Below are 12,306 nucleotides of genomic sequence, written 5' to 3' on the forward strand. Positions count from 1 at the left end.
GGCGCATGCGGCGGTTGGTCGGGCCATCATGCCGGATTCAAATGAACTTTGTGTGGGCCGCGGCGAATCCGTGGCGGCCGCCCGCGGCGGCGCACGCCGACGGTTCGAACCATCGGGCGGGTACTACGGTCTATCGATGCGTGCGACATGTCGCGCCGCTCGCGCACCGATCGCACGCCAATACGGCAACACACGAATCGAAGAGGAGAACCACGATGCGCCACGTATTCGTCTATGGCACCTTGAGAGCCGGACAGGCCAACGACATCGGCCATGCGGCCGCCCGCCACGGAATCGCCGCGCCGACGCTGCTGGGCGCGGCCGCGCTGCCGGGCGAACTGTACGATTTCGGCACCTATCCGGGCATGATCGCCGGGCCGGCCGGCAAGTCGCTGGTGTGGGGCGACGTCTACGAGGTGGACGAGCGGCTCGTCCCGGTGCTCGACGAGATCGAGCGCGTCTATCCGGGCGTCGACTCGCTGTTCAAGCCCGAAGAAGTGACCGTCGAGCTCGGCGGCCGGCAGTACGCGTGCCTGTATTATCCGGTCGCCGCGCATGCGGCAGCCGGGCGTCCGCGCATCGCGTCGGGCGACTGGGTCCAGTACCGGCGCGAGCAGGAGGCTGCCTGAGCGTGCCCCGGCTGCTGCCGGATTCGCCGCAAAAGAAAAAAGCGCCCGCGGGCGCTTTTTTCATGCCGGTCGTCGCCGCGACTGCCGACCCGGCGCGAGGCCGGCGACGACCGCAGCGGGCCGCGTCGTCAGATTTCCTCGTACAGCGGCAGCGTCAGGAATTCGGTGAAGCCTTCCGACGTCGACATCTGCTCGAAGATCGCCGCGGCGCGTTCGTACGGCTGCGTGTTGCCGCCGACCGCGCGCTTCACGTTGTCGAGCTCGAGCTTCGCGAATTCGCGCACGAGTTCGGCCGTGACCTTGCGGCCGTCGTCGAGCACGCCCTTCGGCGAGCGGATCCATTGCCACACCTGCGAGCGGGAAATCTCGGCCGTCGCCGCATCTTCCATCAGGTTGTGGATCGGCACGCAGCCGTTGCCGTCGAGCCACGCGCCGAGATAGTGGATCCCGACGTTGATGTTGTTGCGCAGGCCGGCCTCGGTGATCGGCGCTTCGGGCTGGAAGTCGAGCAGGTTCTTGCCTTCGACCTGCACGTCGTCGCGCTGCTTCGCGATCTGGTTCGGCTTGTCGCCGAGCACCTTGACGAATTCTTCCATCGCGATCGGCACGAGGCCCGGGTGCGCGACCCAGCCGCCGTCGTAGCCGTCGGTCGCGTCGCGCTGCTTGTCCGAGCGCACGCCGCCCATTGCCTTGTCGTTCGCTTCCGGATCGTTCTTGATCGGAATCAGCGCGCTCATCCCGCCGATCGCCGGCGCGTTGCGCTTGTGGCAGGTCTTCAGCAGCAGCAGCGCGTACGCACGCATGAACGGCACCGTCATCGTGATCTTGGAACGGTCGGCCAGGCAGAAGTCGCGGTCGTTCTTGAACTTCTTGATCGCCGAGAAGATGTAGTCCCAGCGGCCGGCGTTCAGGCCCGAGCTGTGCTCGCGCAGTTCGTACAGGATCTCGTCCATCTCGAACGCGGCGAGGATCGTCTCGATCAGCACCGTCGCGCGGATCGTGCCGCGCGGCACGCCGACCGCTTCCTGCGCGGCGACGAAGATGTCGTTCCACAGACGCGCCTCGAGGTGGCTTTCCATCTTCGGCAGGTAGAAGTACGGGCCCGAGCCGCGTGCGATCAGCTCCTTCGCGTTGTGGAACAGGAACAGCGCGAAATCGAAGATGCCGCCGGACACGCGCTGGCCGTCGACCGTCACGTGCTTCTCGTCGAGGTGCCAGCCGCGCGGACGCACGATCAGCGTCGCGACCTTGTCGTTCAGCTTGTACGACTTGCCGTTCTGTTCGAGCGAGATCGTGCGGCGCACCGCGTCCTTCAGGTTGATCTGGCCGTCGATCTGGTTCGTCCAGCTCGGCGCGTTCGAATCCTCGAAGTCCGTCATGTACGAATCGGCGCCCGAGTTCAGCGCGTTGATGATCATCTTGCGCTCGACGGGGCCCGTGATCTCGACCCGGCGGCATTGCAGGTCGGCCGGCAGCGGCGCGACCTTCCAGTCGCCTTCGCGAATCGCCTTCGTCTCGGCCAGGAAGTCGGGGCGCTCGCCCGCGTCGAGGCGTTTCGTGCGCTCGACGCGCGCCTGCAACAGCGCCTGGCGGCGCGGCTCGAACGTCCGGTGCAGCGCCGCGACGAGTTCCAGTGCCTCGGGCGTCAGGATCGCTTCGTAGCCCGGCTTGATTTCGCCGGTGATCGTCATGCCTTGCGGCAGCGTGATCGGGGTGCTCATGAGTCTCATCTCCTTGGTCGGTCAGTTGCGGTTTCGGTGAAGGGGGAGGGCGGCAGTCGCGAGCGTCATGCACCCGGGCCGGGGCGCGTGCGGTTCGCGGGTCTGCCGGACGGAGCCGGGGTGGCGAGGAAGGCGAGCAGGTCGGCCATGCCGGTGCCCGTGCCGTCGGGCGGCGCGCCGAGTTCCTCGGCGGGCGCGCCCGTGCGGTTGAGCCAGAACGTCGTGTAGCCGAACCAGGTGGCGCCGGCGACATCCCACGCGTTCGACGACACGAAGACGATGCCCCGCGGGTTCGGCCCGAACGCGGCGGTGCCGAGCGCGTAGGCTGCCGGGCTCGGCTTGTACGCGCGTACGGTGTCGGCCGACAGCACACGATCGAACAGCCCGGACATGCCGGCGCTCTTGATCGCGATGTCGAGCATCTCCGGATTGCCGTTCGACAGGATCGCGAGCGGCGGGCGCGGGTCCAGCGCGCGGAGCTTGCGCAGCGCGGGTACCGTGTCGGGATAGGTGGACAGGCACGCGTATTCGTCCATCAGCCGCTTCTCGGCCGCGCTGTTCAGCGCGAGCCCGAGCCGGCGCGCGGCGAACCGCAGCGCATCGAGCGTGATGTCCCGGAACGGGCGGTAGTGCGCGCCGGCCGGATCGGCGAGCGTGCGCAACTGCGAGTATTCGATCTGCTTGCGTCGCCACAGCTGCGACAACCGTTCCCCGTGACCGGGAAACATCTGCTCAGCCGCGGCCAGCACGGCACGCACGTCGAACAACGTGCCGAATGCGTCGAAGAGGATGGCGTCGGGAGAGGAGAGTGTCGTTGTGGCCGACATAGCCTTGCGCTCCAGTTTCAGAGGTCGGATCGATTCTATTCGTGATCGAAGGGGCTAAAAAAGACGCTAAACATCACTTGATCTTTTACTTTCATATACCTAATCTTGGGCGACTCAAGTTATTCGAAGGGCGGCGATGCCGCCCTCGCGCGTCATGGACCGGTTCAAACAGATCGAAACGTTCGCCGCGGTCGCGGCGAAAGGCAGCCTGTCGGCGGCGGCGCATGCGGAAGGCGTCGCGCCGGCGATCATCGGCCGCCGCCTCGATGCGCTCGAGGAGCGGCTCGGCGTCAAACTGCTGGTGCGCACGACGCGCAAGCTCACGCTGACGTTCGAGGGTTCGGCATTCCTCGAGGATTGCCAGCGCATCATCCACGACATGCAGAACGCGGAAGCGAGCGTGTCCGCGGGCGGCGTCAAGGCGAGCGGCCATCTGCGGATTTCCGCGCCGGCGGGCTTCGGCCGGCGGCACGTCGCGCCGCTCGTGCCCGAATTCAGCGTCGGGCACCCGGACGTGTCGGTCACGCTCGACCTGTCCGACCGGATGGTCGATCTCGTCAACGAAGGGTTCGATTGCGCGGTGCGGCTCGGCGAGCTGCCCGACTCGTCGCTGGTGTCGCTGAAGCTCGGCGAGAATCGCCGCGTGTGCGTCGCGTCGCCCGCGTATCTCGAGCGGCGCGGCACGCCGGCGACGCTCGCGGAGCTGGCGCGGCACAACTGCCTCGCGCTCGCGGCGAATGCGAACCAGCAGCGCGGCTGGACGTTCCAGGAGGACGGCAAGGTCGTGTCGATCCGCGTGAACGGCACGATGGAATGCTCGGACGGCGCGGTGCTGCACGAGTGGTGCCTCGACGGCCACGGGCTCGCGTGGCGCTCGTGGTGGGAGGTCGGCGAGGACATCGCGGCCGGCCGGCTCGTCAGCGTGCTCGACGCGTTCGCCGCACCGCCGATCGGCATTCATGCGGTGTTTCCGCAGCGCCGGCATCTGCCGCTGCGGGTGCGCCTGTTTCTCGATTACCTGAAGCACACGTACGAGCGGCCCGGCTATTGGGGCGCGTAGGCGAGAGCGACGCGCGCCCGCGTGTTTCCGATATGAGGGCGAACCCGCTGGCGGTGCAGCTTGCGCGGTTTCGCACACTACAATCGAAAGACGCACGCGCGCCGTGTCGCGGCCCGCCCGGCTGGCGCCGCGGCGCGCGACGTGCGATTGACGAAGGAGGGCGCGATGTTCCGGCACATCCTCGTTCCAACCGACGGTTCCGAACTGTCGAAAAAGGCGATCGACGGGGCGATCGACCTGGCTCGCGCGGTCGGCGCGCGCGTGACGGCCTACGCGTGCCTGCCGCAATATCCGTACTCGCCGTTTTCCGAAGTGATCATCGAGCCGCCCGCCGATTTCCGCGCGCGCAGCGAGCGCGAGGCGCGTGCGCATCTCGACGAGGTGGAAGCGGCCGCGCAGGCGGCCGGGGTCGCCTGCGACACGTGGACGAGCGTGCACCCGTCGCCGTATCTCGGCATCATCGAGGCAGCCGAACGCGGCGGGTGCGACGTGATCTTCATGGCGTCCCACGGACGCCGCGGCCTCGGCAGCCTGCTGATCGGCAGCGAGACGCAGCGCGTGCTGACCCATACGAAAATTCCGGTGATCGTCTATCGATAGGGCAGCGCCGGCCATGGCCGGCCCGGCTGCGCCGCGGAAAAAGGGCGCGCCGGACGAGGCCGGCGCGCATCGTTGCTGGCGGCCCGCGGGCCGCGTGGCCGGTCGCGCAATGGACTGGCGCGCCTGCCGTCTCCTCCCTGATTGTTGTTCCGGTGGCCGATGCCGCGGCGTCGCGAGACGCGGCGGGCATCGGCGCAGCGCCTGCGCGGGTTACGCGACCTTCTTGCCGTCGAAGAACTGTTCGTCCTCGGTCGAGCCGTGCAGCGCGGTCGTCGACGCCTCGCGTTCGACCGTCTGCGTGACCGCGTCGAAGTAGCCCGTGCCGACCTCGCGCTGGTGCTTGACGGCCGTGAAGCCCTTGTCGGCTGCCGCGAACTCGGCCTGCTGCAGTTCGACGAACGCGCTCATCTGCGTGCGGGCATAGCCGTGCGCGAGGTTGAACATCGAGTAGTTCAGCGCGTGGAAGCCGGCCAGCGTGATGAACTGGAACTTGTAGCCCATCGCGCCGAGCTCCTTCTGGAATTTCGCGATCGTCGCGTCGTCGAGGTTCTTCTTCCAGTTGAACGACGGCGAGCAGTTGTAGGACAGCAGCTTGCCCGGGAACTGCTTGTGGATCGCTTCCGCGAACTTCTTCGCGTACTCGAGATCGGGCTTGCCCGTTTCGCACCAGATCAGGTCGGCGTACGGCGCATACGCGAGGCCGCGCGAGACTGCCTGTTCGAGGCCCGGCTTCGTGCGGAAGAAACCTTCCACCGTGCGCTCGCCCGTCAGGAACGGCTTGTCGTTGTCGTCGATGTCGGACGTGATCAGGTCGGCCGCTTCCGCGTCGGTGCGCGCGACCAGCACGGTCGGCGTGCCCATCACGTCGGCCGCCAGACGCGCGGCCGACAGCTTCGCGACGGCTTCGCGCGTCGGCACGAGCACCTTGCCGCCCATGTGGCCGCACTTCTTCACCGACGCGAGCTGGTCTTCGAAGTGAACGCCCGAGGCGCCGGCCTCGATCATCGCCTTCATCAGCTCGAACGCGTTGAGCACGCCGCCGAATCCGGCTTCCGCATCGGCGACGATCGGCGCGAAGAAGTCGACGTAGCCTTCGTCGCCCGGGTTCTTGCCTTCCGACCACTGGATCTGGTCGGCGCGCGTCAGCGTGTTGTTGATGCGCTTGACGACGAGCGGCACCGAGTTGGCCGGGTACAGCGACTGGTCCGGGTACATTTCGCCCGCGACGTTCGCGTCGCCGGCCACTTGCCAGCCGGACAGGTAGATGGCCTTCAGGCCGGCCTTCACCTGCTGCATCGCCTGGTTGCCGGTGAGCGCGCCGAGTGCGTTGACGAACGGCTCGTTGTTGATGAGGTGCCACAGTTTTTCCGCGCCGCGCTTGGCCAGCGTGTGCTCGACCGGGATCGAGCCGCGCAGGCGGACCACGTCCTCGGCCAAGTAGCTGCGCTTGATGCCCTTCCAGCGCGGATCGGTTTCCCATTGCTGCTGTAGTTCCTGTGCCTGTTGCTGACGCGACATGATGACCTCCTTGATGCGGTGTATGCCTGATGGCCGAATCTGACGGTGGTGGTGCTGTTCACGAAGCAGGGACGCGATGCGTTCCGTTTCGCGAAGTCTTGTATAAGAGTCTAGGCAAATCGGCGGAAGCGAAACAGGGGCCGTCTGGGGAAGTGTGGAATTTTTTAGTTGTTTTTATTCAATGGGTTACTGGCTTGATTTCGAGATAAGAAACGCATTTTCCTATCCCGCAATCGCACGGGTTGTGCCGTGCAGCATGGTTTTTTACGACGCAAAAAATTTTTTCGTATCGTGAAATTTGCAACGAGGCGAAAAAAAACCGGCGCGGATGCGCCGGTTGGCTGGAAGGGCGGGTGCCGATCCGCGGGGCGGCCGAGGCCGCCCGTCTGGGCTTACGATGCCGAATTGCCGCGGCGCGGGCCGCCGCTGCGCTGGCCGTCGCGGCGCGGGCCGCCGTCACGGCTGCCGCCCGGCTTGCCGCTCCAGCCGCCGCCATTGCCGCCGCCGTAGCTGCGGCCGTTGCCGTTGCCACCGTAGCCGCCGCCCGGCTTGCCGCCGAAACGACGACCGCCGTTACCGCCGCCCGGACGGCCGCGACCGCCGTTGCCGCCGTTACGCGGCGGCGCCTTGCGCGGCTCGAAGCCTTCGATCACGTTGACCGGCAGCGGCGAGCGCACGAAGCGCTCGATGCGCTTGAGCGCGCCCTGCTCGGCGTGGTGCACGAGGCTCACCGCGATACCCGAACGGCCCGCGCGGCCGGTCCGGCCGATACGGTGCACGTAGTCTTCCGCGAACTTCGGCAGGTCGTAGTTGAACACGTGCGTGATGCCCGGGATGTCGATGCCGCGTGCCGCGACGTCGGTGGCAACCAGCACGCGCACGCGGCGCTCGCGCAGCGCACGGATCGTGCGGTTACGCGCGCCCTGCGGCAGGTCGCCGTGCAGCGCGGCCGATTCGAAGCCAGCGTCGGCGAGACGGCCGGCGAGCTGGTCGGCGTCGATCTTGGTCGCCGTGAAGATGATCGCCTGGTCGAGCGCGTCGTCGCGCAGCAGGTGATCGAGCAGGCGATCCTTGTGATCGCGGTCGTCGACGTAATGGACGGTCTGCGCGATGTTCGCGCGCGACTCGAGGCGCTGCTGGATCTCGATACGCTCCGGATCCTTCAGCAGGCGGCTCGTCAGCGAACCGATCTTGCCGTCGAGCGTGGCCGAGAACAGCATCGTCTGGCGCGATTCCGGCGTGGCGTCGACGATCGTTTCGATGTCTTCGATGAAGCCCATGTCGAGCATGCGATCGGCTTCGTCGAGCACGAGCATCTTCAGTTCGGACAGGTCGATGCGGCCGCGCTCGAGGTGATCGAGCAGGCGGCCCGGCGTGGCCACCAGGATTTCCGGGTTCTTCGCGAGCAGCATCAGCTGCTGGCCGTAGGCGACGCCGCCGAGGATGCTGACCGTGCGCAGGCGCTTCAGGTGCTTGCCGTAGGTCGATGCGGCCGTCGTGACCTGCATCGCGAGTTCGCGGGTCGGCGTCAGCACGAGCAGGCCCGGGCGCGCGACCGGCTGCGGGCGGCGCGCGCGGCGATCGCCCTGGTTCGGTTCGCGCGGCGCGCGCGGTTGCTGCGCCTGCGCCTTCTGGAGCTGCGCGAAGCGTTCGATCGCGGGCAGCATGAATGCGGCCGTCTTGCCCGAACCGGTCGGGCTCGACACCAGCAGGTCGCGGCCGGCGATGCCGGCCGGAATCGCGCGCTGCTGGACCGGCGTCGGCTTCACGTAGCCGGCGGCCTGCAGCGCGGAGACGATCTCCGGCGACAGCCCGAGCGACGCGAAGCTCGGCTCGTCCGACGCCGGTTCGACCGCGGCCGGTGCGGCGGCGTCGAGACCGAGCGCCTGGTCGGCGATCGCGTTGAGCGGGCTGGTGTTGATGCTCGAAGTCATAACAATCCTTGAAACACAGTGGGTGAAACGTCGGCGCCAATCGCGCATACCCAAGTCGTCGGATTCAGCGAGCAAATCGGGAAACGGGTGCAATCCGCCGAACCTTCGGCGGATGAGGCATTAGAAGCTGTTTTGGGTGCGGCGCGCTTCAGGAGCGGGACCGCCAGCCTAGTTGACGACCGCAAGGGTCGAAGCAGGAGGGGACAGGTTCTAAACCGGATTGGAGCTTAACGCTACGAGGCGTCGGCCGGAACGGCTTGCGGGCCGAGCGCGGAAGATGACGCAGGCAGCATTATAAAGAAATTTGCTGCGCTGCGCCACTGATTTGATTGCCGATTGCCGTGGCCGCGATCCGGTCAGGACGCCGTGCCGTTTTTCAGCGATTCGACGAGTTCGATGTACTGCTGCTTCGCCGCATCCTGCGACGTGCCCTTCAGGGCTTCCCACGCGTCGTACTTGTATTTGCCGACGATGTCGGTGAAGCCGGGCTTGTCGCCGTGCGCATCGCCGTCGGTCGCCTGCTTGAAGAGCGCGTACAGGCGCAGCAGGGTCAGGTTGCCCGGCCGTTCCGTCAGTTGCTTGACGTCGATCTGGGCCTGGTCGAATCGGGCGGCGAGTTCGCTCATCGGGTGTCTCCGTAAGGGTTTCAGATCGGTCGATCTTAACAAGCGGACCGTCGCGCGGGGTCGAGCGATCCTTCCAAACCGCCGCCGCCGCCGCAGGTGCGCACAGATCGGGCCCGATCGCCCGTGGGAGCGGGGCGGCGCATTACAATGTCGGCCATGACGCAAACAGTGCTCCTCGCCATCGATACGTCGACCGAATACTGCTCGGTCGCGCTGCTGCGCTCGGCCCCGGCCGATGACGCCGTTTCCACCCCGCAAACCTGGGTCCGTCACGAGCTGACGGGCGCCGTGTCGAGCACGCGCGTGCTGCCGGCGATCCAGGAACTCTTCGCCGAATCCGGGCTGACGCTCGCCGACTGCGACGCGATCGCGTTCGGCGCGGGTCCCGGCTCGTTCACGGGCCTGCGTACCGCGACGGGCATCACCCAGGGCCTCGCGTTCGGGCGCGGGCTGCCGGTCGTGCCGGTCGGCACGCTGCTCGCGTGCGCCGAGCACGCGCGGCTGCGCGCGCCCGGCACGACCCGCGTGCTCGCCGCGCTCGACGCACGGATGGATGAAGCCTACTGGGCGGATTTCGAATGGGACGACGGTGCCGGCGACTGGCGCACGCTGCACCCGGCGTCGCTCGACGTACCGGGCGCCGTCGGCGTGCCCGACGCGCCGTTCACGCTCGCCGGCAATGCGGCCGCGGCGTTCGGCGCGCAGTTGCCGGCCGCCGCGCGGGCGGCCGCGATCGACGGCGACGCGCTGCCGCATGCGCTGGCGGTCGCGCATGCCGCGCTGCGCGCGTTCCGCGCCGGGCGTGCGGTGCCGGCCGATCAGGCCGCGCCCGAATACGTGCGCGACAAGGTCGCGCAGACGACTGCCGAGCGCATCGCGGCACGGGCCGCGCGGACGGGCGGAGCGAAGGGATGACGGGCGTCCTGCTGAGCGACCGCTATCTGGCGCCGATGACGGATGCCGATCTCGACGAGGTCGTCGCGATCGAGCGTGTCGCGTACGAATTTCCGTGGAGCCGCGGCAACTTCGAGGATTCGTTGCGCAACGGCTATCTGGGCGTGTGCCTGCGGCACGTGACGGGATCGCTCGTCGGCTATTGCGTGCTGATGCCCGTGATCGACGAGATGCATCTGCTGAACCTGTGCGTCGCGCCGGCTGCGCAGCGCGCGGGCGCGGGCCTCGCGCTGCTGCGCGAGGCGGTGCGCATTTCGCGCGCGGAGCGGCTCGACGGCGTGCTGCTCGAAGTGCGGCCGTCCAATCCGCGCGCGATCCATCTGTACGAGCGCTTCGGCTTCGTGACGATCGGCCGGCGCAAGAACTACTATCCGGCGAAGCATCACAGCCGGGAGGACGCGATCGTGATGCGTCTGACGCTGAACAAGGACGAGGGGGATGCGCATGGCGTGGGCTGAAGCGGCGCTCGAGGAACTGGGCCTCGCGCAGATCTGGGTGCGGCGCGGGCAGCGCGCGGACGAAGGCGCGGCAGCCGAAGCGCCGGCTGTCGCGCAGACTGCGGCGGCCGGCGACGGTCCTGTCGTTGCGGCCGAGCGGCCGGGGCGGGCAGCGCGTGCACCGGTGCAGGACGATGCGCCCGCGCCCGTCGCGCGTGGCGCTGCCGGCGGCGTGCCGGCTCGCGAGGCGGGCGCGCCGGCACACGGTATCGTCGATGGCGATCGCCCGCCTGCGCTGCCGGCATCTCCCGCATCTCCCGATACGATGCCGAAGGATGATGCGCCACCGGCAGCGGACGACGATTTCGCTTGGTTCGACGCGGCGCCGCAGGGCGAAACCATGTCCGTGCCGCTTGCCGAATCGCACCCCGCAGGCGCACCGGTCGCCGCGCTCGACTGGGATGCGCTGGCCGCGCGCGTGGCCGACTGCACGCTGTGTCGCCTGTGCGAGAAGCGGACCAACACCGTGTTCGGCGTAGGCGACCGCGAAGCCGACTGGATGCTGATCGGCGAAGCGCCGGGCGAGAACGAGGACAAGCAGGGCGAGCCGTTCGTCGGCCAGGCCGGCAAGCTGCTCGACAACATGCTGCATTCGCTGTCGCTCAAGCGCGGCGACAACGTGTACATCGCGAACGTGATCAAGTGCCGGCCGCCCGGCAACCGCAACCCGGAGCCGGACGAAGTCGCGAGCTGCGAGCCGTATCTGCAGCGCCAGGTCGCGCTCGTGAGGCCGAAGCTGATCGTCGCGCTCGGCCGTTTCGCGGCGCAGACGCTGCTGAAGACGGACGCGAGCATCGCGTCGCTGCGCGGCCGCGTGCATGCGTACGAGGGCGTGCCGGTGATCGTCACCTACCATCCGGCCTATCTGTTGCGCAGCCTGCAGGACAAGTCGAAGGCGTGGGCCGACCTGTGCCTTGCGCGCGACACGTTCAAGCGTGCGCAAGGCGCCGACGCGCACGGCCCGGCCGGGTCATGACGACCGGCGCGGCGTTCGCGTTCGTCGATACGCTGCATGACGCCGCGGTGCGCGATCTGGGCTGGCTGCTGGCCAGCCCGAGCCTGCTCACCGCGGTGCCGGGCGCGCCGCTTGCACACCCGTGGCAGGACGCGGCGGGCCAAGCGGCCGTCGAAGCGTGGCTTGCCGCGCTCGATGCGCAGCCCGGCCCGCTGCATCGCGCGCTCGACGGGGTCCGGCCGACCCGGCTCGGCCGCTACGCCGAATGCCTGCTCGAGTACTTTCTGACGTACGGGCCGTTGCTGCGGCTCGTCGCGGCCAATCTGCCGTTGCGCAGCAACGGCCGCACGCTCGGCGAAGTCGATTTTCTCGTCGATGCGCCGGACGGCCGGCGTTTGCACTGGGAGCTCGCGGTGAAGTGCTATCTGTGCGCGCCGGTGCGCGACGGCGCGTCGCTCGCCGATTTCGTCGGCCCCAACCTCGTCGACCGGTTCGACCGCAAGCGCAGCCGGCTGCTCGACCACCAGCTGCGGCTCGGCGAACACGATGGCTTTGCCCGGCTCGGCTACGGCGCGCCGGCCGCCGCGCAGATGTTCGTCAAAGGCTGGCTGTTCCATCCGTATGGTGCGCCGGTGCCGCCGGTGTCCGCCGAAATCGCGCCGGATCATCCGCGCGGCTTCTGGCTCACGCACGCGCAGTGGCCGGCGTGGGCGGCCGCGCAGCATGGCGGTGCGGCATGGAGCGTGCTGCCGAGACTGGCGTGGCTCGCGCCGCGATGTGCCGCCGCCGGCGCCGGTTTCGAACCCGAGCCGCTGGCGAGCGCACGGGCGCTGCCGGCCGTGCTGGCGACGCGCCAGGCGCCCGATCTGATCGCGATCCATGAAATGAGCGGTGACGGTACGTGGCGCGAGACGGCGCGCGGTTTCGTCGTGCCCGACGACTGGCCGGTGCGTGCGCAGGCATTCGCGGCGCAGGATCGCTGACG

At 68.3% G+C, this 12,306-nt stretch carries 12 protein-coding genes; 7 read left to right on the top strand and 5 right to left on the bottom strand.

Features of this window, described 5'->3' with window-relative positions:
• Window positions 1-215: 215 nt before the first annotated feature.
• On the top strand, window positions 216-629 hold the full coding sequence (locus HWX62_RS28315) for a gamma-glutamylcyclotransferase family protein (protein ID WP_175932215.1): 414 nt from the start codon (window positions 216-218) through the stop codon (window positions 627-629).
• A gap of 128 nt (window positions 630-757) precedes the next feature.
• Here HWX62_RS28315 and aceB read toward each other — a convergent pair whose 3' ends face one another.
• Window positions 758-2,350, bottom strand: coding sequence for a malate synthase A (gene aceB / locus HWX62_RS28320; protein WP_175932214.1), 1,593 nt, complete (start codon window positions 2,348-2,350; stop codon window positions 758-760).
• Between the two features lie 65 nt (window positions 2,351-2,415).
• Window positions 2,416-3,177 (bottom strand): haloacid dehalogenase type II, encoded by a 762-nt coding sequence (locus tag HWX62_RS28325; RefSeq protein ID WP_175932213.1) that lies wholly within the window; start codon window positions 3,175-3,177, stop codon window positions 2,416-2,418.
• A gap of 154 nt (window positions 3,178-3,331) precedes the next feature.
• On the opposite strand from HWX62_RS28325, the gene HWX62_RS28330 reads away from it, so the two are divergent.
• Both HWX62_RS28330 and HWX62_RS28335 read left to right on the top strand, forming a co-directional pair.
• Window positions 3,332-4,237 (top strand): LysR family transcriptional regulator, encoded by a 906-nt coding sequence (locus HWX62_RS28330; RefSeq protein ID WP_175932212.1) that lies wholly within the window; start codon window positions 3,332-3,334, stop codon window positions 4,235-4,237.
• Between the two features lie 165 nt (window positions 4,238-4,402).
• Window positions 4,403-4,837 carry a universal stress protein gene (locus HWX62_RS28335; RefSeq protein ID WP_175932211.1) on the top strand — a complete coding sequence of 145 codons (435 nt, stop codon included), beginning with the start codon at window positions 4,403-4,405 and terminating at the stop codon, window positions 4,835-4,837.
• Between the two features lie 210 nt (window positions 4,838-5,047).
• Here HWX62_RS28335 and aceA read toward each other — a convergent pair whose 3' ends face one another.
• From aceA to HWX62_RS28350, 3 genes are all read right to left on the bottom strand, one after another.
• Entirely contained in the window at window positions 5,048-6,355 is a 1,308-nt protein-coding gene (aceA, locus tag HWX62_RS28340) for an isocitrate lyase (protein ID WP_175932210.1), read from the bottom strand.
• Window positions 6,356-6,747: 392 nt separating this feature from the next.
• On the bottom strand, window positions 6,748-8,289 hold the full coding sequence (locus tag HWX62_RS28345; RefSeq protein ID WP_175932209.1) for a DEAD/DEAH box helicase: 1,542 nt from the start codon (window positions 8,287-8,289) through the stop codon (window positions 6,748-6,750).
• Window positions 8,290-8,645: 356 nt separating this feature from the next.
• Window positions 8,646-8,915, bottom strand: a complete 270-nt coding sequence (locus HWX62_RS28350; RefSeq protein ID WP_175932208.1) for an acyl-CoA-binding protein — start codon at window positions 8,913-8,915, stop codon at window positions 8,646-8,648.
• 147 nt (window positions 8,916-9,062) lie between these two features.
• Here HWX62_RS28350 and tsaB point away from each other — a divergent pair, with 147 nt between their 5' ends.
• From tsaB to HWX62_RS28370, 4 genes are read left to right on the top strand one after another with little or no spacing between them, the layout of a single operon-like run.
• Entirely contained in the window at window positions 9,063-9,830 is a 768-nt protein-coding gene (gene tsaB / locus HWX62_RS28355; RefSeq protein WP_175932207.1) for a tRNA (adenosine(37)-N6)-threonylcarbamoyltransferase complex dimerization subunit type 1 TsaB, read from the top strand.
• Window positions 9,827-10,327: a ribosomal protein S18-alanine N-acetyltransferase gene (rimI, locus tag HWX62_RS28360; protein WP_175932206.1), complete on the top strand. Its 501-nt coding sequence runs from the start codon at window positions 9,827-9,829 to the stop codon at window positions 10,325-10,327. The genes tsaB and rimI overlap by 4 nt, the downstream gene beginning before the upstream one ends.
• Window positions 10,314-11,342, top strand: coding sequence for a uracil-DNA glycosylase (locus HWX62_RS28365; protein ID WP_175932205.1), 1,029 nt, complete (start codon window positions 10,314-10,316; stop codon window positions 11,340-11,342). Before rimI ends, HWX62_RS28365 begins: the two co-directional genes overlap by 14 nt.
• Entirely contained in the window at window positions 11,339-12,304 is a 966-nt protein-coding gene (locus HWX62_RS28370) for a DUF1853 family protein (protein ID WP_175932204.1), read from the top strand. Before HWX62_RS28365 ends, HWX62_RS28370 begins: the two co-directional genes overlap by 4 nt.
• Window positions 12,305-12,306: the final 2 nt, after the last annotated feature.

The organism is Burkholderia sp. BCC0506 (genome assembly GCF_902833145.1).
Taxonomy (GTDB): Bacteria; Pseudomonadota; Gammaproteobacteria; order Burkholderiales; family Burkholderiaceae; genus Burkholderia.